This window comes from Duganella margarita, assembly GCF_009857535.1.
Lineage (GTDB): Bacteria > Pseudomonadota > Gammaproteobacteria > Burkholderiales > Burkholderiaceae_D > Rugamonas > Rugamonas margarita.
In genome coordinates, this window is record NZ_WWCS01000016.1 from 55041 (window position 1) to 76509 (window position 21469).

The following is a 21469-nucleotide window of genomic DNA, read 5'->3' on the forward strand; positions in this document are numbered from 1 at the left end:
AGTGTGCAGCATTATACAGATTTCTACAGCCAAGACCACCTACGCCGCCCGGTAGCCACTATTGGGTAACCAATTTTCCCGCAACGCCCGCTCGAACGCGTCCGCTTCCAGCGGTTTGGAGAACAGGTAACCCTGCACTTCGTCGCAACCGGAATTTTTCAGGAATGCCAGCTGTGCTTCGGTTTCCACGCCTTCGGCAATCACTTTGTGCTTGAGCTGCTGGGCGATGCTGATGATGGTGTTGGCAATCGCACAGTCATTGGTGTCCTCCGGGATGCCGATGGTGAACGAGCGGTCGATCTTTAGCGTGTCGATCGGGAAGCGCTTCAGGTACGACAGCGACGAGTAGCCGGTACCAAAATCATCCAGCGACAAGGTCACGCCCAGCGCAGTAATCCGGTCCATGATGCCGATCACGCGGTCAATGTTGTGCATCAGCGTGCTTTCGGTGATTTCCAGTTCCAGCCACGTTGGCTCCAGGCCGTAGCGCTTCAAGGTCTCGCTGACGCGGCCCGGCAGCGCCGCCGTGAACTCGCGCGCCGACACATTCACCGCCAGGCGGATCGGCGGCAGGCCGGCGTCTTTCCATACCTGCGCCTGCGCGCACGCGGTTTCCAGCACCCATTCGCCGACCTGCACCACCAGCCCGGTCGCTTCGGCCAGCGGGATGAATTCGGACGGCGGCACCAGGCCGCGCACCGGGTGGCGCCAGCGCACCAGCGCTTCGGCGCCGATGATCTTGCCGTCGGGGATGGAATACTTGGGCTGGTAGTGCAGCAGCAACTCGCCATTGCCCAGCGCGTTGCGCAGGCCGGTTTCGATGCGCATGCGTTCCTGCATGCCCTGGTTCATGTCCTGGCTGTAGAAGGCGATGTGGTCGCCGTCCGCCCCGCCCTCCTGCTTGGCGCGGTACATGGCGATGTCAGCCAGCCGCAGCAGGGTTTCGGCGTCGCCGCCATCCTGCGGGAAGACGCTGATGCCGATGCTGCCGCCCACCCGCAGGTCATGGCCGTCGATGAAGATCGGCGTGTTCAGCGTGGCCAGCAGTTTTTGCGCGACCATGCTGGCCTCGAAGTGCTGGCCGATGTCGAACAGGCCAACGGCAAATTCGTCGCCGCCCAGCCGCGCCACCAGGTCCTGGTCGCGCAGCACCGAGCGGAAGCGGTGCGCCACTTCGACCAGCAGGGCGTCGCCGATATGACGGCCCAGCGTGTCGTTGATCATCTTGAAGCGGTTCAGGTCGATGAACAGCACGCAGCCATGCGCCTTGTTGCGCTGCGCCACCATCAAGGCCTGGTCGACCAGCTTGGTCAGCAGGGTGCGGTTCGGCAGGCCGGTCAGGGCGTCGTAGTAGGCCAGGTGGTGGATGCGCTCCTCGGCCATCTTGCGTTCGGTGATGTCGGTCAGGTAGGCGATCAGGCCGATCGAGCGGTCGTTGATGTCGCACAGCGGCGACAGCGACAGGCTGGCCCAGAACACTTCGCCGCTCTTCTTTTTGCGGCGTACCTCCATCAGCCGTCCGCCCTGCTCCAGGAAAGCGTCGTGAAAGCCCATGTCTTCATCATCGTACAGGAACAGGATGTTGCGCCCCACCGCTTCCACCGCGGTGTAGCCGAACAGCCGTTCGGCGCCCTTGTTCCAGCTGATGATGAAGCCGTTCATGTCCATGGTCAGCACCGACTCATGGATCTGGTCGAGGATCTGCGCCTGGTGCTGCAACTGCGCTTCCACCTGCACGTAGGCGTGGGTGGTGCGCTGGGCAACCGAATGGACTTGCAGCACGCTGGCCGCCAGGCTGGCCAGGCTGCTCAGGTGCTGGCGGTCGAGATCGCTGTAGGCGGTACGGCCGGAGACCACGAAGCGGCCGAAGAAATGCTGGTCGAAGTACAGGTCCTGGCTCAGGCTGGGCACGGCGTCGTCGTTGGCGGCCTGCGCGGGGCCGATCGGCGGGCGCAGCAGCAGCGCGGCGGCATCGGCCGGGATGTATTCGCCCAGCGGACTGTTGAGTACGGCACGCAGGATGCGGCCCAGTTCTTCGGTCAGGGCGGTGCCGCGCAAGCGCAACACCGCGTCGCACAAGGCCGCGCTGTTGGTCAGGAAATCGGAGCCGGGTTGCGCGAGCATGGGTTAGATGTTCCTGCTCACCTGAATCGCCCAGTGGTAAGCCTGCAACTGCGCTTCCCAATAGGTTTCGCGGGAAATGCCGGCCTGCTCCAGGCTGGCGCCATCGTGCTGCTCGACCAGCTTGAGCAGGTCGCCCAGCGGACCGGCGCGGTCCAGCAGCGCCATCACCACGTCGAGGTCGAGGCTGAGGGCGGCGACGATTTCGGTCATCGGCATCGCCAGCAGCACGTCCAGCAGCGAGAACACGCCAGCCACGAAGGCCATGTCCTGCTGGTCGCGGTCCCAGCCCAGTTCGCGGGCCAGCCCTTCCATCATCGACGCCCGCACCGCCGCCAGCGGCAGCAGCGGATTGGCCAGGCCGTCGTCCTGCTGACGCGCGTACAACAGCAGTTGCAGCCAGCGCTGCAGTTGACGGCGGCCCAGCACGTTGATGGCCTGGCCGAAGCTGTGGATCGGCGAGCTCAGCGCGAACGCGGCCGAATTGACCAGTTTGAGCAAGTGGTAGGCCAGCGCCGGATCCTGCTTCAGCAGCACTTCCAGCTCGCGCGAATCGGCGTCGCGCGCCAGCAGGCCCAGCAGCGCCAGCAGACGCTTGCGCGAGGTGCCGTCGCCGGCGTTGTTGTCTGGTGACGGGAACAGGGCGAAGTCGCCGGCGAACCAGCTGAAGCCGGCCTTGGCGCAGTCGGCGATGCGTTCTTCGCTGCGCATGCCGGTCGCCAGATGCGGGCCCGGCTGGGCCACCAGCGCCAGCATCGGCGGCAGTGTCAGCGACGCGTCCACCATCAGCGAACGGGCGCTGCACATGGTGGCGGCCGATCCTTCGGCCACACCGTCGACCATGATGCGGTAGCCGGCGTCGGCATAGCTGGCCAGCTTGCGCTGCACGGCGACGTCGGCGCAAGCGCCGGCCGGCACGCGCAGGATGATGCGGTTGGCCGGCAGGTTCTCCAGCTGGGATTGCTCCAGCAGATGCGGCTGCGGCACCGGCAGGATGCACTCCAGCGGCGCCAGGGCGGCAAACACGTCGGGCGTTTTCAGCAGCGTCAACGTGGCCTGGAAGGCGTCGCCGGCGTCGGGCGAAACCTCGAACAGCAGTGCCACCCACTCGTTATGAGCGTTGGATACCGCATGTAATTCCACCAGTGGAAACGGGCTGATTTCAGGCGCAGACATCAATATCTCATCAGGGTTATCCGCCCCATCTTAGATCAACAATTGACTTTAAGCAATCAGATACCATGAAGATAGTAATGTGATAAGCAATATGACCAATTCAAGACCAGTCGATGGTGCGGCAGTCGGTGCAGGAATATAGCAGATATTGCCGTACAAACACGCTCTGTTGACCATTGCTTAAGGTTTCCCGTCACAATATGGGTTTTTTTGCCACACTTCTATTGAGCGTTTTGCACCGCGAAACGGATCAGCTCGGCCTGCCCTTCAATGCCCAGCTTGCGCTTGATGTTGAGGCGGTGGGTTTCCACGGTGCGCACGCTGAGGTCGAGCGCGCGGGCGATCTGCTTGTTCGACTCGCCATGGGCGATATGGCGCAGCACCTCGTGCTCGCGCGAGGTCAGCTGGTTGTCCTGATTTTGCGGCTGGGCCAGCTGGCGCGCCAGCGCGGTGCTGTAATAAATGCCGCCCGACATCACGGTCTCGATCGCCACCACGATGTCCTTGCCGGGCGCATCCTTGAGCACATAGCCGCGCGCGCCGGCCTGGATCGCCTGCGACACGTATTCCAGCTTGTCGTGCATCGACAGAATCAGCACCGCGATCTGCGGAAACGCCTGCTTGAACAGCGCGGTGGCCTCGATGCCGTTGGCGCCGCGCATATTAATGTCCATCAGCACCAGGTCGACCGGATGGCGCGCGGCCTGTTCCAGCGCCTCCGCCGCGCCGCCGGCCTCGGCCACCACTTCAAATTGCGGCATCGCTTCGAGCCGCGCGCGCAGGCCGTCGCGCACCAGGGGATGGTCGTCTACCAGCAGGATTTTGATCGTTTTCGTCATGGCATTGGGCTGTTGTTAGCGGCATAGGCGGTCACCACCGTGCCGTCGGTCGAGGACTGGATCGCGAAGCGGCCGCCGATGGCGTCCATCCGCTCCATCATATTACGCAAGCCGATGCCGCGCTGCGGATGCAGAGCGATGCCTTCGGCGTCGAAACCGTGGCCGTCGTCGCGGATCCGCAGCGACACCCCGTGCGCTTCGCCGGTCAGCGTGATGTCGATGCGGCTGGCGCCGGCGTGGCGCTCGATATTGGTCAGCGCCTCCTGCGCCAGCCGGAACAGCACGGTGTTGGCCACATCCGGCAAGGCATCGGTGCAGCCGGATGCCTCAAAGTGGACCGGCGTGCCGCTGCTCAGCGTGTACTCCTGGCCCAGGTGATGCAGCGCGGCGGCCAGGCCGATGTCGTCCAGGATGGCCGGACGCAGATTGTGCGAGATGCGGCGCACCTCGGCCATCACGTTGCTGAGCTGGTCGGCGGCGTGCTCGAACACCGCCTGCGCCGCCGGCTGCTGGCCGCTGGTGAGCCGGATAATCCCGGCCTCGATCTGCAGCTTGATCGACACCAGCCACTGGCTGATACCGTCATGCAGATCGCGCGACAGCCGCGCCCGTTCCTCTTCCTGCGACTCCACCACCCGCTGCGCCAGCACCTTGAGCTTGGCGTCGGCCACGCGCAGTTCGCTGATATTCAGCGCCAAGCCGGAACTGGCCACGGCCACCGCGGCGGCAATCGCAATGCCGGCGATCCACAGCATGGTGTTGTGGATGTTGCCGGACTGCTGGACGTCGATCTTGGCCAGCGCCTGGTCGACGTCGTCCAGATAAATCCCGGTGCCCATCATCCAGCCCCACTTCGGCATGGCGATCACGTAGCCGAGCTTGGCGACCGGCTTATGGGTGGACGGCTTGACCCACATATACCGCTCCAGCCCGCCACCGGCGCGGGCCCGCTGCAGCAGGTTCTGAATGGTCAGCTGGCCATATTCGTCGCGCAGGCCGATCAGGTTCCGGCCGACCAGCTCCGGCTGGCGCGGATGCATCAGCGTGTTGCCCTGCATATCGTAGAGGAAGAAATAGCCGTCGTCGCCATAGCTGAGCGAGGACAGGATGCGCATCGCCTCCTGGCGCGTGGCGTCATCGTCGCGGCCAGATTCGTACAGGTGCGAGATCGAGTGCGAGGCCAGCGCCACGTAATGCTTCAGTTCGGCTTCCTTGCTGCTCAGGTAAGCCTGCTGGATGGTGGCGCGTTGCTGTTCGGCCAGCAGCACCGACTGGTGGCGCACCGCCAGCGCGATCGCGCACAGCGCCAGAATCAGCGGCGTGATCGCCAGAAAAATCACCTTTTGCCGCAACTTCATCAAGCCATCTCCATTTATCGTCTTGCAGCCGCGATTTTACGCCCCTGCCCGTCTCGCAGCCTACGTAGTTATACGCAGCCGCCGTGCGTATTGGTGCGCTTGTTACTGATATCAGCTTGATGAATACTAGTCATAAGCCGCAAAAAGCGGCAAAGAGAACCTTGGAGGAAGCATGAGTACCACTGTACCGAATACCCTGGCTAGCAAGCTGGGGTGGGCCGCTATGGCCCTCGCCGGCGCTTCGGCGCTGGGCGTCGTCGCCCTGCACCGCGGCGAGTCGATCAGCGCGATCTGGATCGTCATCGCCGCCGTCTGCGTCTACCTGATCGCCTACCGTTTCTACAGCCTGTACATCGCCGACAAGGTGCTGGGCCTGAACGCCCGCCGCCAGACCCCGGCCGGCAAGCTCAACGATGGCCTCGACTACGTCCCCACCAATAAATACGTGCTGTTCGGCCACCACTTCGCCGCCATCGCCGGCGCCGGTCCGCTGGTCGGCCCGGTGCTGGCCGCGCAGATGGGCTATCTGCCCGGCATGCTGTGGATCCTGGCCGGCGTGGTGTTTGCCGGCGCGGTGCAGGATTTCATCGTGCTGTTCATTTCGATGCGCCGCGACGGCCGCTCGCTGGGCGACCTGATCAAGGCCGAGCTGGGGCCGATTCCCGGCAACATCGCCTTGCTGGGCACCTTCATGATCATGGTCATCATCCTGGCGGTGCTGGCGCTGATCGTGGTCAAGGCGCTGACCGGCTCGCCGTGGGGCAGCTTCACCGTGATGGCGACCATTCCGATCGCGCTGTTCATGGGCGTGTACTCGCGCTTCATCCGCGTCGGCCGCATCGGCGAAGTGTCGATCATCGGTTTCATCCTGCTGATGGGCGCCATCTTCGGCGGCCAGTACGTGCAGGAAAACGCCGCGCTGGCGCCGATGTTCACCTTCACCGGCACCGAGCTGACCTGGATGCTGATCGGCTACGGCTTCGTCGCTTCGGTGCTGCCGGTGTGGCTGCTGCTGGCGCCGCGCGATTACCTGTCGACCTTCCTGAAGATCGGCACCATTGTCGGCCTGGCGCTGGGCATCCTGATCGTCGCGCCGCACCTGCAGATGCCGGCCTTCACCAAGTTTATCGACGGTACCGGCCCGGTATGGTCGGGTTCGCTTTTCCCGTTCCTGTTCATCACCATCGCCTGTGGCGCCGTGTCCGGCTTCCACGCGCTGATTTCGTCCGGCACCACGCCCAAGATGATCGAGAACGAAAGCCACGCCCGCTTCATCGGCTACGGCGCGATGCTGATGGAATCGTTCGTCGCCATCATGGCGCTGGTAGCGGCCTCGACCATTGATCCGGGCGTCTACTTCGCCATGAACTCGCCGGCCGCGCTGCTCGGCACCACCGCCGAGTCGGCCGCGCAGGCGGTGTCGCAGATGGGCTTCTACATCACGCCGGAGATGCTGATCCAGACCGCCAAGGACGTTGGCGAGCACAGCATTATTTCCCGCGCCGGCGGTGCGCCGACCCTGGCGGTGGGCATGGCCCACATCCTGTCCGGCGTGCTGGGCGGACGCGAGATGATGGCCTTCTGGTACCACTTCGCCATCCTGTTCGAGGCACTGTTCATCCTCACCGCCGTCGACGCCGGCACCCGCGCCGGCCGCTTCATGCTGCAGGATCTGCTAGGCGCCTTCGTGCCGGCCATGAAGAAAACCGAGAACACCTTCGCCAACCTGGTCGCCACCGGCCTGTGCGTGGCGGCCTGGGGCTACTTCCTGTACCAGGGCGTGGTCGATCCGCTGGGCGGCATCAACACGCTGTGGCCGCTGTTCGGCATCGCCAACCAGATGCTGGCGGCGATCGCGCTGATCCTCGGCACCTGCGTGCTGTACAAGATGAAGCGCGGCCAGTACGCCTGGGTCACCATCGTGCCGACCATCTGGCTGCTGCTGTGCACGCTGACGGCCGGCTGGCAGAAGATTTTCGCCGCCAACCCGAAAGTCGGCTTCCTGGCCCACGCGGCCAAGTACCAGGCGGCGCTGGATGAAGGCAAGATCCTGGCCCCGGCCAAGTCGATCGCCCAGATGCAGCAAGTGATCTTCAACGATTACCTGGATGCTTCGCTGGCCGGCTTCTTCGTGCTCGTCGTGTTGAGCGTGCTGATCTTCGGCGCCCGCACTGTGCTGGCGGCGCGCGCCAACAGCAAGCCGACCGCCAACGAAAGCCCGCTGGTGGTGACGCCGCAGGTGCCATGATGCTGGGCGACATCGCCAAGGCCGGCCGCTACCTCGGGCAAAGCATGCGCCTGATGATGGGATTGCCTGATTACGACGTCTACGTCACGCACCGGGAAACCACCCATCCGGGCGAGCCGTACATGACGTACGAGGAATTCTTCCGCGAACGGCAGGAGGCCCGCTACGGCGGCGCAGGCAAGCGCGGCGGTTGCTGCTGATCCGTTGCTGATCCGTTGCTGATTCCAGGCCGGCTCCCAGGGAGCCGGCTTTTTTTTCATTCACGGCGGAACTTTCGACCGTCCCCATGTGTCCAACCAGTAAAACAGGAGACGCATGGCACATCAATTCAATTACCAACAGGCGTTTGCGCGCAACATCGGCTGGGTGACCAGCGACGAACAGGCCACGTTGCGCAACAAGCGCATCGCCATTGCCGGCATGGGCGGCGTCGGCGGCGTGCATTTGCTGACGCTGGCGCGGCTGGGCATTGGCGCATTTCACATCGCCGATTTCGACACCTTCGACCTCGCCAACTTCAACCGCCAGGTCGGCGCCACCATGGGCACGCTAGGCCGGCCCAAGGTCGACGTGCTGGCCGAGATGGCGCAGGAGATCAACCCGGAAGTCAAGCTGGTGCGTTTTCCCGACGGCATCCGCCAGGACAACCTCGCCAGCTTCTTTGAAGGAGTAGACTTGTACGTGGACGGCCTGGATTTCTTTGCCTTCGGCGCGCGCCAGGCCACCTTTGCCGCCTGCGCCCGGCTCGGCATTCCGGCCGTGACGGCGGCGCCGCTGGGCATGGGCACGGCCGTGCTGAGCTTTCTGCCCGGCCGCATGACGTTCGAGGATTATTTCGGCTGGGGCGACCGGCCGGACATGGAAAAAGCCCTGCGCTTCCTGGTCGGGCTGGCGCCGGCCGGACTGCACGGCGGCTACCTGGTCGATCCGTCGGCCATCAACCTGAAGGAGCAGCGCGGCCCGTCCACCATCATGGGCTGCGAGCTGTGCGCCGGCGCCGCCGCCACCGAAGCGCTGAAGATTTTACTCAACCGCGGCGACGTGCGGCCGGCCCCATGGGGCTACCAGTTCGACGCCTTCCGTAACAAGCTGGTGCGCACCTGGCGTCCCGGCGGCAACCGCCATCCGCTACAGCGGCTGATGATGATGCTGGCCCGGCGGCGTCGGCCAGGAGGGGAACCATGAACAGAACGGAGCAGCAACTGGACGCCACACTCGAACAAATCCTCGACCTGGCGCGCTGGGCGCCCAGCGGCGACAACACCCAGCCGTGGCGCTTTGCCGTGCTGGACGAGCGCCGGCTGGTGGTCCACGGCCACGATACGCGCGACCACTGCGTCTACGACCTCGACGGCCATCCCAGCCAGATGTCGATCGGCGCGCTGCTGGAAACCATGGCCATCGCCGCCAGCACGTTCGGGCTGGCGATGCGCGCCGCGCGCAATACCGACACGCCGGAGGCGCGGCCCACCATCAGCGTCGAATTCGTGCCCGCGCCCGGCCTGCCGGCCGATCCGCTGGCCGACGCCATCCTGCCGCGCGCGGTGCAGCGCCGCCCGCTGAGCCGGCGGCCGCTGACGGTGACGGAAAAAGCCACGCTGAGCGCCGCGCTGCCGGACGGCTACCGCGTGCACTGGCTGGAAGGCCGCCAGCGCGTGGCCGCCGCCCGCCTGATGTTCCGCAACGCCAAGCTGCGCCTGACCATGCCGGAAGCGCACCGCGTGCATCAGGCCATCATCGAGTGGAACGCCCAATACAGCGACGACCGCATCCCCGACCAGGCGCTCGGCGCCGATCCGATGACCACCAGGCTGATGCGCTGGATCATGCAGGACTGGCAGCGTGTGCGCTTCTTCAACACCTGGCTGGCCGGCACGCTGGCGCCGCGCCTGCAGATGGACCTGATCCCGTCGCTGGCCTGCGCCGCGCACCTGGTGCTGGTGGCCGAGCAACGGCCGCAGCGCATGGACGACTACATCGCCGCCGGCCGCGCCATGCAGCGCTTGTGGCTGACCGCCACCGCGCTGGGCTTGCAGATGCAGCCGGAGATGACGCCGCTGATTTTCTCCCGCTACGTGCGCGAGCATCGCGTGTTTTCCGGCACCGCCGGCATGCAGGAACAAGCGGCGGAACTGTCGCGCGCCGGCGCGGCGCTGCTCGGCCAGCAGGACTGGGACACGGCCGTGTTCATGGCGCGCATTGGCGCCGGCCAGGCGGCCACGGCGCGCTCATTGCGGCGGCCCCTGCGCGAACTGCTGGTGCCGGTGCACGGAGGCGGCTGATGCGCGCCATCAAATTCTGCCAGGTGGCGGTGTTCCTGTGGCTGCTGCTGGTGATTGTGGCGCTGGCCATCGGCACTACGCTGCTGGTGATCGACCGCCTGCCGCTGGGCGACTTTCGCGGCGTGACGCTGGTGCTGGCGGCGGTGCTGCTGATCTACCTGTACGCCTTCCTGGTGTACCGCCTGTTCCTGCTGGCGCTGCCGCTGCCGGAAGGCGAGGTGGTCGAGCACTCGCGCGACGAACTGGCGGCCAACGTCAACAGCCTGTTTTACCTGCTGCTGTTCAACTCGCTGATCTGCACCCACTTCATCCCGGTGCCGCTCCAGCGCCTGATCTATCTGGCGCTGGGGGCGCGGCTGGGAACCAACACCTACAGCGCCGGCGCCCTGCTCGATCCGCCGCTGACGCGCATCGGCAGCAACACCATCATCGGCCACGAAGCGGTCGTCTTCGCCCACGTGGTGGAAGGTGCGCGGCTGGAACTGTGGCCAGTCCAGATCGGCAACACCGTCACCATCGGCGCCAAGGCGGTGGTCATGGCCGGCGTTCAGATCGGCGACAACGCCATCGTCTCGACCGGCGCTGTGGTCACCAAAAATACCCGCATCGGCGCCGGCGAAGTGTGGGGCGGCATCCCGGCGCGCAAGCTCAAATCCGCAGCGGACGCGGCCTGACGGCTTTTTTTACACCGGCCGCCGCCAGCGCCCCATCCACGCGTGCAAGTGCTTGATTCCACAGCGTTTCCATCCACTGGCAAGGCTTTTGCTCTTAATACGATACGGCCTCGATTCCCGTGGCCTTTTTCGAGGAGCACACATGAAAACCTATCAACCCGCGCTGGCGGTCGCCATCCTGGCCGGCGCGCTGGCGGCGCCACTGACCGCCAGCGCCGGCCCCACACTCGGCCTGGACCCGACCGGTTCCGGCGCCTATAGCACCTACGCCGACCTGTGGACCAACGTCACCGACACCGGCCTGGCCACCGGCTTCATTCCCGGCCGCATCGTTGGCCCTGGCGCCTCGGCGCCCTACCTGACCGAACTGCGCTCGCAAATGGTGGTCGGTACTATGTCGAACAGCAACATCCCCGCCATCGTCACGCCGGCCGGGCTGAACAGCACTTTCGAGATCAGCAAAGTGGTGCGCTTCCAGGAACTGGTGACCGCGCAGACCCCCACCACCATCAATTTCGGCCTGCCACCGACCCAGTCGGCGGCCATGGACGTCGATCCGCTGCGCGCCGGCGTGCAGAACCTGGCGATCTACCTCGATAACATCACCGACGGCAGCCGCGCGATTCCCGGCAACGGCGCCAACACCGTGCGCTGCTACGGCGCCGGCGTCACCTCGGCCGGTTGCGGCGCGGGCGGCGACGGTGACGGCCTGCTGATCCTGTCCGGCCATCTGGTGTTCAACGAAGCCAGCTTCAGCGCCACCGGCGCGGTCGGTACCGGCTCGTTCGACTCGCGCTTCATGATTGATTACGTCGATCCGCTGTACCTGGACGTGGTCACCGGCTCGATCTTCATCGACAAGGTGACCGGCACCACCAACGTGCCATCGTTCTTTACCCCCACCACCATGTGGGACGGCGCCACCCCCACCACAGTGCCATTCCTGAAGGTCGATTCGTCGCAAAGTTTCGCCTCGATTCCGGAACCTGCCACGCTGGCACTGATCGGGCTGGGCTTTGCGGGCCTCGCGCTGGGCACGCGTCGCAAAGTGCAGTCCTGACCGCAGCAGCGGTATTGACAGCGGACCGGCAGAACAGCGCCGGCCCGCTTTTTTTTTCGCCTGTTGCATGGTTTATGGCTGCGCCGGTTTTTTTTACACCTGCCGCTACAGACAAGCCTCGGTTAGGCGCAAGTGCTTGATTTGACGGCATTTACATCCACTGGCAAGGCTTTTGCTCTTGGTACGGTACGGCCCGATTCCCGCGGCCCTTTTCGAGGAGTGCACATGAAAGCCTATTCCCCCGCGTTGACGCTCGCCATCCTGGCCGGCGCGCTGGCGACACCTCTGAGCGCCAGCGCCGGTCCCACGCTCGGCCTGGACCCGACCGGTACGGGCAACTACACCACCTATGCCGACCTGTGGACCAACGTCACCGATACCGGGCTGTCCAGCGGCTTCATTCCCGGGCGCATCGTCGGCCCGGGCGCCACCGCGCCGTACCTGACCGAATTGCGCTCGCAAATGGTGGTCGGCACCATGTCGAACAGCAACATCCCGGCCATCGTGACGCCGGCCGGACTGAACAGCACTTTCGAGATCAGCAAATTGGTGCGCTTTCAGGAACTGGTGACGTCGCAAAACACCAGCACCATCAACTTCGGCCTGCCGCCGTCCCAATCGGCGGCGATGGATGTCGATCCGCTGCACGCCGGCGTGCAGAACATGGCCATCTATCTCGATAACATCACCGACGGCAGCCGCGCTATTCCCGGCAACGGCCCTAACAGCGTGCGCTGCTACGGCGCCGGCAGCACCTCGGCCGGTTGCGGCGCCGGCGGCGACGGCGACGGCATCCTGATCATGTCCGGCCACCTGGTCTTCAACGCCTCCAGCTTCAGCGCCAGCGGCGCGGTCGGCACCGGCTCGTTCGACTCGCGCTTCATGCTCGACTATGTGGATCCGCTGTACCTGGATGCGGTCACCGGCTCCATCTTTGTCGACAAATTCACCGGCACCACCAACGTTCCATCGTTCTTCACGCCCACCACCATGTGGGACGGCGCCACCCCCACCACCGTGCCGTTCCTGAAAGTCGACTCGTCGCAAAGCTTCGCCACGATTCCGGAACCTGCCACGCTGGCGCTGATCGGGATGGGCTTTGCGGGTCTCGCGCTGGGCACGCGTCGCAAAGTGCAGTGCTGAGCGCAACAGCGGTATTGACAGCGGATCGGCGTAACCACGCCGGTCCGCTTTTTTTATTGCTGCAAAATGCGCGCAAGACAGCCGGCCAGCCGCGCGCCGGCATCGTAACGCTGGAATTGCTGCGCCACCCTGGACGCTGCGGCGCGTGGCTCAGGGTGTGACAGCAGCTGCAGCGCCGTCTCGCGCAAGCGGTCCTGCGCCAGACGGTCCGAGCGCAACAAGGCGCCGGCGCCGGCGCGCAGCACGCCATCCATGTTCAGGTACTGGTCCAGGTTGCCGGCAATGCCCAGCACCGGCACGCCGGCCGCCAGCGCCTGCTGGCTGGTGGGACTGCCGCCGTTGCAGATCACCAGCCGCGCACGCGCCGCCGCCAATTCGCCGGGCAGGTAGTCGGCCACCAGCGCGTTGTCCGGCACCACGCCGACGTCAGCATTGCCGGCGGTGGCGGCGATCACCGTCACCGGCAGCGGCGCCAGCGCCTGCAGCACCCGCGGCAGCAAGGCGCCCTGCCCCGAGCTGCCCAACGTCACGTAGACGATGTCGCGCAGGCCGGAGACGCCATCCCACCACGCCGGCAACGCCACCGGCGGCGACCACAACACCGGCCCGAGGTAGCTATGCGACGCCGGCAAATCACTCGGCGGAAACATCTCCGGGATATCGGCGTACAGCACGTAGTCGGCGTCGGTGTAGATGCGCCGCAGATCGCGTCCCAACGACGGCATGCGGTAAGCGCGCCGCACCTGGTTCAGCGGCCGGCTATGCAAGGCGAACGCCAGCGGCCGCACCAGGTTGAACAGGGTGTCGGCCAGCGGAATCGGCAAGATGCGCGCCAGCGCGATCGCCGGCACCTGGTAGCGCTGCGTCACGTAGGGACTCCAGTAGGCATTGATGACGCTGACATACGGCACCTGCACCAGCCGCGCGCTGACCGACAGCGACAGCCGGAAATCGCCGATCACCACATCGGGCCGCAGTTGCTGCAACAGCCGCATATCGTCGAGCACGTATTGCGACAGCGTCGGCGCGTCATACACCGGTTTGCCGGCGGCCAGCGCAGCCAGGAAGCGCGCGCTGGCGATGCTGGTCAGCGGCCAGTTGCTGAGCTGGCTGCCCTGCAAGAACCGTTCGTAACCGGGCGCGCAGGCAAAGTGCACGTCGTAACGCTGGCGGTCCAGCGTCTGCGCCAGCGCCAACGGACGGCCCACGTGGGCCAGTGTGACCGCCTCGGCCACGAACAGGATTTTTTTGCGTTCCATCCCCGTAGCTTGCGACGCCCGCGCGCAGGTTGTTTGAGGCAGCGCAAACGTGCGGCCTTAGACCAGGATCAATGTCGAGCTTGCCAGATGCATATATTTTTCTTATTGGAATTTATGGAGAGGCGCGCGCGATGTTCAACTTTGAACGTTCCGGTCTGAGCCAAAAGCTCACGATCATGTCCGTGTTGTCCACTGGTAGCGCCTTGCTGCTGGTGTTTGTCGCATTTGCCGCCACCGCCGTCCTCAGCCACAGCGAAGACGCGCGCCAGCAACTGTCCTCGCTGGCCGGCGTCATCGGCAGCAACAGCCGCACCGCCCTGCTGTACGCCGACCGCCACCAGGCCGAGCAGACACTGGCCACGCTGGCGGTCGAGCAAGACATCGTGCAGGCGGCGCTGTACAGCAGCGACGGCAAGCTGCTGGCGCGCTACACCGCGCCGCGCCTGCCGCAGAACCAGGCCGGGCCGGACGAACTGGGTGACAGCGCCACCGCGGCCGACGTCCGCAGCGAACACAGCGGTCCGCCATGGTCGCCGGCGCTGCGCGTCTACCGCGTGCTGCGTGACGGCGAGGCGGCGGTCGGCGTGGTGATGCTGGAAAGTTCGCAACTGCGGATGTGGCTGGACATTTTGAAAAACCTCGGCGCCGCCATCGCCGCCGCCGCGCTATCGTTCATGATGGCGCTGCTGACGGCGGCCCGCTTCAAGGGCAGCATCGCCGAACCGGTGGGGCAGCTGATCGCCGCCGCGCAGCAGGTCAGCCGCGGCCAGGCCACGCCGCGCATCGCCCACCAGCGCAGCGACGAGCTCGGTGCGCTGATCGACAGCTTCAACGACATGCTGGCGCAGGTGGAAGGCCGCGACGCCGCGCTGGCCGAATACCGCGACCAGCTGGAACGCCAGGTCAGCGTGCGCACCGAGCAGCTGGAAAAAGCCAAGAACTCGGCCGAGGCCGCCAGCCAGGCAAAGAGCGCCTTCCTCGCCACCATGAGCCACGAAATCCGCACGCCGATGAACGGCGTGCTGGGCATGACCGAGCTGCTGCTGGCCACGCGCCTGACCGACCAGCAGCGCCACTACACCAGCATGGTCAAGCGCTCGGGCGAGCATCTGCTGGTGATCATCAACGACATCCTCGACTTTTCCAAGATTGAAGCCGGCAAGCTGACGGTGGAGTACATCCACTTCAATTTCCGCGACCTGCTGGACGACATCGACAATGTGTTTTCGCCGCAGGCGCAGGCCAAGGGGCTGCGGCTGGAGCTGGATATCGCCTACAACATACCGCTCAGCATCTGCGGCGATCCCAACCGGCTGCGGCAGGTGCTCTTCAATCTGCTCGGCAACGCCATCAAGTTTACCGACCGCGGCCAGATCATGCTCAAGGTGGTCGTGGCGCAGGAAGATGCGCAATCGGTCGGCCTGCGCTTCGAGGTGCATGACAGCGGCATCGGCGTCTCGGCCGAAGCGCGCGCGCGCATCTTCGATTCGTTCTCGCAGGCCGACGGCTCGACCACCCGCAAGCATGGCGGCACCGGGCTGGGCCTGGCGATCTCCAAGCAGCTGGTGGAATTAATGGGCGGGGCAATCGGCATCGACCATGCGCTAACTCAAGGATCGATCTTTTGGTTTGCCGTAAATTTTGACAAACGTCGTATCGATATCGACGATCCATCCACCGCCACACAGGGAATCCGTGCTTTGATTGTCGATCAACATCCGGCCAGCCGCGCCGCGCTGGAACGGCAACTGGCGGCCTGGCGCCTCAGCTATGCCAGCGCCACCGCGACCGAGGCCGTGTCCCAGTTGCGGCAGGCGGCCGCGCGCGGCCAGGCCTACGACGTGGTGCTGCTCGACATGGAGCAGCCGCGCACCTCCGGCCTGGCGCTGGCGGCCGCCATCCGCGCCGACAGCACGCTGACGCCCCCCCGCCTGCTATTGCTCAGCACCGAGCGCAACGCCGCCGACGGCGTGCAACGGCGCGCCGCCGGCGTCGCCTTCCAGCTGATCAAGCCGCCACGCGAATGCGACCTGTACGACGCCATTGTCACCCCGGTGCGCGGCCGCGAGAACCGGCCGGCAACGGATGCGCCAGCGGCCGAGGCGCCAGCGCGCCTGCCCAACGGCGCCGATGCGGTGGCGACGGTCGCGCCGCCGGTTAGCGTGCTCAGCAGCGGCGCGGTGCCGGGCACGCGGGCGCGCAAACGCCGCAAGGTGCTGCTGGCGGAAGACAATCCCGTCAACGTCGAAGTCGCCAGCGCGATGCTGGAGGGACTGGGACTGGACGTCAGCCGCGCCTGCAACGGCGAGGAAGCGCTGCACTCGGTGCAGGCCGACGACTTCGACCTGATCCTGATGGATTGCCAGATGCCGGTGATGGACGGTTTTGCCGCCACCACCGAAATCCGCCGTCACGAACAGCAACGCGGCCGCGCGCGCAGCCTGCCGATCATCGCCATCACCGCCAACGCGCTACAAGGCGACCGCGAATCCTGCCTGGCGGCCGGCATGGACGACTACCTGAGCAAGCCCTTCACCCAGCAGGCGCTGGGCCAGACGCTGTCGCGCTGGATCAGCCTGCCGCGCGTGCCGGGTCCCGCCGCCGCGCTGGCCGAAGCGCCGCCGCCCGATGACGAGCCGATCAACCAGCAGGCGCTGGACAACATCCGCGCCCTCAGCCCGGCCAATGGCGACGCGCTGCTGGAACGCGTGCTGCACGCCTTCCTGCACGACACGCCGGGCCACCTGCACACCCTGCGCCAGGCGCTTGCCGCCGGCGATGCCGAACAACTGCGCAAGACCGCGCACAGCCTCAAATCCAGCGCCGCCAATGTCGGCGCCACTGCCCTGGCCCAGCGCAGCAAGGAACTGGAACAACTGGGACGCAACGATACCACCGCCGGCGCCGCTGTCCTGCTGGCTGACATGGAACGATCTTTCCAGGCCGCGCGGCAGGCGTTGGGAGCAATGCTGGAAAAGGAAACCTGATCATGGCAACTTCCCCCAAACGCGGCCTGGTACTGGTCGCCGACGACGATCCCACCATGCGCCTGCTGATGCTGGAGATGCTGGCCCAGGTCGGCCTCGACGCCATCGAGGCCGAGGACGGCGTCAAGGCGCTGGCCTGCTACCACAGCGTGGCGCCCGACCTGGTGCTGCTGGACGTCGACATGCCCGGCATGGACGGCTTTAGCGTGTGCCGCGAAATCCGCCGGCTGGAAACCCAGGCGAGCGTACCCATCATCATGGTCACCGGCGGCGACGAGCTGGAATCGGTGACCCGCGCCTACGAGGCCGGCGCCACCGACTTCGTCTCCAAGCCGATCAACTGGCCGATCCTCGGCCACCGCGTGCTGTACGTGCTGCGCGCCAGCGACGCCATCAGCCGCCTGCGCATCGCCGACGCCCAGCACCGCGCCGTGCTGGCGGCCATTCCCGACACCTTCTTCCGCATGAATAAGGACGGCTACTACCTCGACTACGAACAAGGCCACGAGGCCAGCAGCGTCTTCTCCACCGAGCGCTGCGTCGGCCATCACCTGAGCCAGGTGCTACCGGCCGACATCGCCGGCCACATGCTGGAGCAGGTGCAGACGGTGCTGGACACCCAGCACATCCGCTCGCTCGACTACGAACTGCCGCTGCCCGGGCCGGCGCCGCGGGTGCGCCAGGGCGAGCATCCGGCGCCGCGCCCGGTGCGCCACTTCGAGGCGCGGCTGGTGGCCACCGGGCCGGACGAGGTGCTGGGCCTGGTGCGCGACATCAGCGAGCGCAAGCGCAGCGAGGAGCAGATCCGCCGCCTGGCCTACTGTGATTCGCTGACCGGCATCCCCAACCGCCAGGCCTTCCTGGAAACGCTGGAGGCCGAACTGGCGCGCTCGCGCAAGGCCAACAAGAAATTCGCCGTGCTGTTCATGGACCTGGACGCCTTCAAGCGCATCAACGACACGCTGGGCCACGACGTCGGCGACCATCTGCTCAAGGCCGTGTCCGAGCGCCTGCGCGAAACCACGCGGCCGGGCGACCTGATCTCGCGCACCGAGGCCGCCACCAACCTGGCGCGGCTGGGCGGCGACGAATTCACCATCCTGATTCCCGACCTGGAACGGGTGGAAGACGCGCTCAACGTCGCCCACCGCGTCAAGGAAGCCATGCGCCGGCCATTCCTGCTGGACGCGCACGAAATCTTCGTCACCGCCAGCATCGGCATCTCGCTGTATCCGGAGGATGGCGAGGACTGCAACTCGCTGCTCAAGTATGCTGACACCGCCATGTACCACGCCAAGAACTGCGGCAAGAACAACGCCAAGCTGTACAGCTCGTCGCTGACGATGCAGATCATGAGCCACGTCAAGCTGGAAGTGGGCTTGCGCAAGGCCTTGCAGAACGACGAGCTGTACCTGCTGTACCAGCCGCAGATCGACGTCGCCAGCGCGCAGATCACGGGCTTTGAAGCGCTGGTGCGCTGGCGCCATCCGGAGCGCGGCGTCATCTCGCCGACCGAATTTATTCCGCTGGCCGAAGAGACCGGGCTGATCGTGCCGATCGGCGAATGGGTGCTGCGCACCGCCTGCCAGCAAGCGATGGCGTGGCAGACGGCGGGCAAGCCGCCGGTGCGGGTGGCGGTCAACCTGTCGGCCAAGCAGTTCAAGGACGAGAACCTGATGCAGATCGTGCTGTCGGTGCTGCACGACACCGGCCTGCCGGCCGAGCTGCTGGAACTGGAACTGACCGAAGGCACGCTGATGGACGACGCCCGCGCCACCATGGCCACGCTGGAACAGCTGCGCGGCATCGGCGTATATTTGTCCATCGACGACTTCGGCACCGGCTATTCGTCGATGAACTACCTCAAGCGCTTCGACGTGCGCGCGCTGAAGATCGACAAGAGCTTCATCAGCGGGCTGCCGCTGGACTCCGAAAACGCCGCCATCACCCGCGCCATCATCGCCATGGCGCACGGCCTGAAGATGGCCGTGGTGGCCGAGGGCGTGGAGACCGACGCCCAGCTGGTGCTGCTGGAACAATATGGCTGCGACATGGTGCAAGGCTACTACCTCGGCCACCCCTCGCCGCCCGACACCATCCACCGCATGCTGGCCAGCCAAACCGCGCTGGCCATGACGTGATCCGCATCAGCCAGCAGTTCGCTCACAACACCCCATCCTGCTTCATCGCGGCGATGGCGGCGGCGGTGTAGCCGAGGGATTGCAGCACTTCATCGTTGTGCTGGCCCAGCGTCGGGCCCAGCGATTTGGTGTGGCCCGGCGTGGCCGACAGTTTGGGCGAGATGGCCGGCAGCTTGACCGGCGTGCCGTCAGCGAACTGGTGCTGCTCAAACATCTCGCGCGCGAGGAATTGCGGGTCGGTCATCATGTCGCGCACCGAGTAGATCTTGCCGGCCGGGACGTCGGCTGCTTTCAGCACCGCCAGCGCGCTGTCGATGGTCTGCGTGTCGCACCAGGCCTGGATGGCGTCGTCGATCATCTGCGTGTGCTTGACGCGGCCGTCGTTGCGCTCCAGCTCGGCATTGCCGGCCATGTCGATGCGGCCCATGGCCAGCACCAGCCGCTTGAAGATGGCGTCGCCATTGCCGGCAATAACGATGTTCTCGCCATCGCTGGTGGTGTAGGTATTGGATGGCACGATGCCCGGCAGCGAGCCGCCGGTGCGCTCGCGCACCACGCCGGCGTGGTCAAACTCCGGCACCAGCGATTCCATCAGGTTGAAGACGGATTCATACAAGGCCACGTCCACCATCTGGCCCTCGCCTTGCAGCTTGCCGCCGGTGGCGTCGCGGTGGCGCAAGGCCATCATGGCGCCGATCACCCCGTGCAAGGCCGCCACCGAGTCGCCGATCGACACGCCGACGCGCACCGGCGGCCGGTCGGCATGGCCGGACACGTAACGCAGGCCGCCCATGGATTCGCCGATGGCGCCAAAGCCCGGCAAATCCTTCATCGGCCCAGTCTGGCCGAAGCCGGACAGGCGCACCATGATGATGGACGGGTCGAGCGCCTTCAGTTGTTCGTAGCCGAGCTCCCACTTCTCCAGCACGCCGGGGCGGTAGTTCTCGATGATGATGTCGGCTTCCAGCGCCAGCTTGCGCGCGATCTCGCGGCCCTGCGGATGCTTCATGTTCAGGGTCAGCGATTTCTTGTTGCGCGACTGCACCGACCACCACAGCGAGGTACCATCCTTCAGCACCCGCCATTTGCGGATCGGATCGCCGCCATCGGGCGACTCGACCTTGATCACCTCGGCGCCAAACTCGGCCAGCATGCGCGCACAAAAAGGGCCCGCGATCAGCGTGCCCAGTTCCAGTACCTTGATGCCGGCCAGTGGGCCGGAAGTGTTCTTGCTCAAGTCGCTCTCCGGTCCAGCATGGCGCGGGCGATGGTGCCGGCGTCCACATATTCGAGTTCGCCACCGACCGGCACGCCGCGCGCCAGGCGGCTGACGTGCAAGCCGCGCGCCTTCAGCATCTCGCTGATGTAGTGCGCGGTGGCCTCGCCTTCGTTGGTGAAGTTGGTGGCCAGCACCACTTCGGTAACCAGCCCGTCGGCGGCGCGCGCCACCAGTTTTTCCAGATGGATGTCCTTGGGCCCGATGCCGTCCAGCGGCGACAGCCGGCCCATAAGCACAAAGTACAGGCCCTTGTAGGTCAGCGTCTGCTCGATCATCAGCTGATCGGCCGGCGTCTCGACCACGCACAGCAGACGACGGTCGCGCTGCTCGTCGTTGCAGGTGTCGCAGACTTCTTCTTCGGTGAAGGTATTGCAGAGTGCGCAGTGATGCACGGCGTTGACCGCCTGATGCAGCGCGCGCGACAGCATGTCCGCGCCTTCGCGGTCATGCTGCAGCAGGTGGAACGCCATTCGCTGGGCCGACTTGGGGCCGACGCCAGGCAAGCGGCGCAGTGCCTCGGTCAGGAATTCCAGCGATTTGGCCATGGTTCCTTAGAAAGGCATCTTGAAGCCGGCCGGCAGATTCATGCCCGAGGTCAGGCCGCCCATTTTTTCGGCGGCGGTGGCTTCCGCTTTGCGCACGGCGTCGTTGAAGGCGGCGGCGACCAGGTCTTCCAGCATGTCTTTGTCGTCGGCCAGCAGCGATGGGTCGATAGAGACGCGCTTGACGTCGTTCTTGCAGGTCATCACAACCTTGACCAGACCGGCGCCCGATTGGCCTTCCACTTCGATCAGCGCCAGCGATTCCTGGGCTTTCTTCATATTGTCCTGCATAGCCTGGGCTTGTTTCATCAGGCCGGCGAGTTGGTTTTTCATCATGATGGAGTTCTCCGAGTGTTAGTT

General features: G+C 65.5%; 17 protein-coding genes. 9 read left to right on the top strand and 8 right to left on the bottom strand.

Features of this window, described 5'->3' with window-relative positions; all coding sequences use genetic code 11:
• Nucleotides 1-39: 39 nt before the first annotated feature.
• The 4 genes from GTP55_RS21565 to GTP55_RS21580 all read right to left on the bottom strand — a co-directional run bounded on the left by GTP55_RS21565 (nucleotide 40) and on the right by GTP55_RS21580 (nucleotide 5494).
• Complete coding sequence (locus tag GTP55_RS21565) at nucleotides 40-2124, bottom strand: putative bifunctional diguanylate cyclase/phosphodiesterase (protein WP_161046896.1); 2085 nt, start codon at nucleotides 2122-2124, stop codon at nucleotides 40-42.
• A 3-nt stretch (nucleotides 2125-2127) separates the two neighbouring features.
• Nucleotides 2128-3297, bottom strand: a complete 1170-nt coding sequence (locus GTP55_RS21570; protein ID WP_161046897.1) for an EAL and HDOD domain-containing protein — start codon at nucleotides 3295-3297, stop codon at nucleotides 2128-2130.
• A gap of 221 nt (nucleotides 3298-3518) precedes the next feature.
• Entirely contained in the window at nucleotides 3519-4136 is a 618-nt protein-coding gene (locus GTP55_RS21575; protein ID WP_161046898.1) for a response regulator, read from the bottom strand.
• Entirely contained in the window at nucleotides 4133-5494 is a 1362-nt protein-coding gene (locus GTP55_RS21580; RefSeq protein ID WP_161046899.1) for a cache domain-containing protein, read from the bottom strand. Before GTP55_RS21580 ends, GTP55_RS21575 begins: the two co-directional genes overlap by 4 nt.
• A 172-nt stretch (nucleotides 5495-5666) precedes the next feature.
• On the opposite strand from GTP55_RS21580, the gene GTP55_RS21585 reads away from it, so the two are divergent.
• From GTP55_RS21585 to GTP55_RS21615, 7 genes are all read left to right on the top strand, one after another.
• Complete coding sequence (locus tag GTP55_RS21585; protein ID WP_161046900.1) at nucleotides 5667-7742, top strand: carbon starvation CstA family protein; 2076 nt, start codon at nucleotides 5667-5669, stop codon at nucleotides 7740-7742.
• Nucleotides 7742-7942, top strand: coding sequence for a YbdD/YjiX family protein (locus GTP55_RS21590; RefSeq protein ID WP_110849929.1), 201 nt, complete (start codon nucleotides 7742-7744; stop codon nucleotides 7940-7942). Before GTP55_RS21585 ends, GTP55_RS21590 begins: the two co-directional genes overlap by 1 nt.
• 115 nt (nucleotides 7943-8057) lie before the next feature.
• A complete protein-coding gene (locus GTP55_RS21595) occupies nucleotides 8058-8927 on the top strand; it encodes a ThiF family adenylyltransferase (RefSeq protein ID WP_161046901.1) in 870 nt (289 codons plus the stop codon).
• Entirely contained in the window at nucleotides 8924-10024 is a 1101-nt protein-coding gene (locus GTP55_RS21600; RefSeq protein WP_161046902.1) for a nitroreductase family protein, read from the top strand. Before GTP55_RS21595 ends, GTP55_RS21600 begins: the two co-directional genes overlap by 4 nt.
• On the top strand, nucleotides 10024-10698 hold the full coding sequence (locus GTP55_RS21605) for a DapH/DapD/GlmU-related protein (protein ID WP_161046903.1): 675 nt from the start codon (nucleotides 10024-10026) through the stop codon (nucleotides 10696-10698). Before GTP55_RS21600 ends, GTP55_RS21605 begins: the two co-directional genes overlap by 1 nt.
• A gap of 142 nt (nucleotides 10699-10840) precedes the next feature.
• Nucleotides 10841-11758, top strand: coding sequence for a PEP-CTERM sorting domain-containing protein (locus GTP55_RS21610; RefSeq protein ID WP_161046904.1), 918 nt, complete (start codon nucleotides 10841-10843; stop codon nucleotides 11756-11758).
• Between the two features lie 225 nt (nucleotides 11759-11983).
• Nucleotides 11984-12901 (top strand): PEP-CTERM sorting domain-containing protein, encoded by a 918-nt coding sequence (locus GTP55_RS21615; RefSeq protein ID WP_161046905.1) that lies wholly within the window; start codon nucleotides 11984-11986, stop codon nucleotides 12899-12901.
• Between the two features lie 53 nt (nucleotides 12902-12954).
• On the opposite strand, the gene GTP55_RS21620 is transcribed toward GTP55_RS21615, so the two are convergent.
• A complete protein-coding gene (locus GTP55_RS21620) occupies nucleotides 12955-14160 on the bottom strand; it encodes a glycosyltransferase (protein ID WP_161046906.1) in 1206 nt (401 codons plus the stop codon).
• Nucleotides 14161-14291: 131 nt separating this feature from the next.
• Between GTP55_RS21620 and GTP55_RS21625 the strand changes: the two genes are divergently transcribed.
• Together GTP55_RS21625 and GTP55_RS21630 are read left to right on the top strand one after the other, a co-directional pair.
• Entirely contained in the window at nucleotides 14292-17147 is a 2856-nt protein-coding gene (locus GTP55_RS21625; RefSeq protein ID WP_161046907.1) for a response regulator, read from the top strand.
• Nucleotides 17148-17149: 2 nt separating this feature from the next.
• The gene (locus GTP55_RS21630; protein ID WP_161046908.1) at nucleotides 17150-19288 is read left to right on the top strand and encodes a putative bifunctional diguanylate cyclase/phosphodiesterase; all 2139 of its coding nucleotides are present in this window, start codon (nucleotides 17150-17152) and stop codon (nucleotides 19286-19288) included.
• Nucleotides 19289-19310: 22 nt separating this feature from the next.
• Here the strand turns inward: GTP55_RS21630 and GTP55_RS21635 are convergent, their stop codons facing one another.
• From GTP55_RS21635 to GTP55_RS21645, 3 genes are read right to left on the bottom strand one after another with little or no spacing between them, the layout of a single operon-like run.
• Entirely contained in the window at nucleotides 19311-20525 is a 1215-nt protein-coding gene (locus GTP55_RS21635; protein ID WP_161046909.1) for a CaiB/BaiF CoA transferase family protein, read from the bottom strand.
• The gene (gene recR / locus GTP55_RS21640) at nucleotides 20522-21112 is read right to left on the bottom strand and encodes a recombination mediator RecR (protein ID WP_110849833.1); all 591 of its coding nucleotides are present in this window, start codon (nucleotides 21110-21112) and stop codon (nucleotides 20522-20524) included. The genes GTP55_RS21635 and recR overlap by 4 nt, the downstream gene beginning before the upstream one ends.
• A 6-nt stretch (nucleotides 21113-21118) precedes the next feature.
• The gene (locus GTP55_RS21645; protein ID WP_110849834.1) at nucleotides 21119-21445 is read right to left on the bottom strand and encodes a YbaB/EbfC family nucleoid-associated protein; all 327 of its coding nucleotides are present in this window, start codon (nucleotides 21443-21445) and stop codon (nucleotides 21119-21121) included.
• Nucleotides 21446-21469: the final 24 nt, after the last annotated feature.

What these genes read in the sequence shown, in the direction of transcription:
- GTP55_RS21565 (WP_161046896.1), bottom strand. Translation starts at nt 2,124, where the DNA reads ATGCTCGCGCAACCCGGCTCCGATTTCCTGACCAACAGCGCGGCCTTG.
- GTP55_RS21570 (WP_161046897.1), bottom strand. Translation starts at nt 3,297, where the DNA reads ATGTCTGCGCCTGAAATCAGCCCGTTTCCACTGGTGGAATTACATGCG.
- GTP55_RS21575 (WP_161046898.1), bottom strand. Translation starts at nt 4,136, where the DNA reads ATGACGAAAACGATCAAAATCCTGCTGGTAGACGACCATCCCCTGGTG.
- GTP55_RS21580 (WP_161046899.1), bottom strand. Translation starts at nt 5,494, where the DNA reads ATGAAGTTGCGGCAAAAGGTGATTTTTCTGGCGATCACGCCGCTGATT.
- GTP55_RS21585 (WP_161046900.1), top strand. Translation starts at nt 5,667, where the DNA reads ATGAGTACCACTGTACCGAATACCCTGGCTAGCAAGCTGGGGTGGGCC.
- GTP55_RS21590 (WP_110849929.1), top strand. Translation starts at nt 7,742, where the DNA reads ATGCTGGGCGACATCGCCAAGGCCGGCCGCTACCTCGGGCAAAGCATG.
- GTP55_RS21595 (WP_161046901.1), top strand. Translation starts at nt 8,058, where the DNA reads ATGGCACATCAATTCAATTACCAACAGGCGTTTGCGCGCAACATCGGC.
- GTP55_RS21600 (WP_161046902.1), top strand. Translation starts at nt 8,924, where the DNA reads ATGAACAGAACGGAGCAGCAACTGGACGCCACACTCGAACAAATCCTC.
- GTP55_RS21605 (WP_161046903.1), top strand. Translation starts at nt 10,024, where the DNA reads ATGCGCGCCATCAAATTCTGCCAGGTGGCGGTGTTCCTGTGGCTGCTG.
- GTP55_RS21610 (WP_161046904.1), top strand. Translation starts at nt 10,841, where the DNA reads ATGAAAACCTATCAACCCGCGCTGGCGGTCGCCATCCTGGCCGGCGCG.
- GTP55_RS21615 (WP_161046905.1), top strand. Translation starts at nt 11,984, where the DNA reads ATGAAAGCCTATTCCCCCGCGTTGACGCTCGCCATCCTGGCCGGCGCG.
- GTP55_RS21620 (WP_161046906.1), bottom strand. Translation starts at nt 14,160, where the DNA reads ATGGAACGCAAAAAAATCCTGTTCGTGGCCGAGGCGGTCACACTGGCC.
- GTP55_RS21625 (WP_161046907.1), top strand. Translation starts at nt 14,292, where the DNA reads ATGTTCAACTTTGAACGTTCCGGTCTGAGCCAAAAGCTCACGATCATG.
- GTP55_RS21630 (WP_161046908.1), top strand. Translation starts at nt 17,150, where the DNA reads ATGGCAACTTCCCCCAAACGCGGCCTGGTACTGGTCGCCGACGACGAT.
- recR (WP_110849833.1), bottom strand. Translation starts at nt 21,112, where the DNA reads ATGGCCAAATCGCTGGAATTCCTGACCGAGGCACTGCGCCGCTTGCCT.
- GTP55_RS21645 (WP_110849834.1), bottom strand. Translation starts at nt 21,445, where the DNA reads ATGATGAAAAACCAACTCGCCGGCCTGATGAAACAAGCCCAGGCTATG.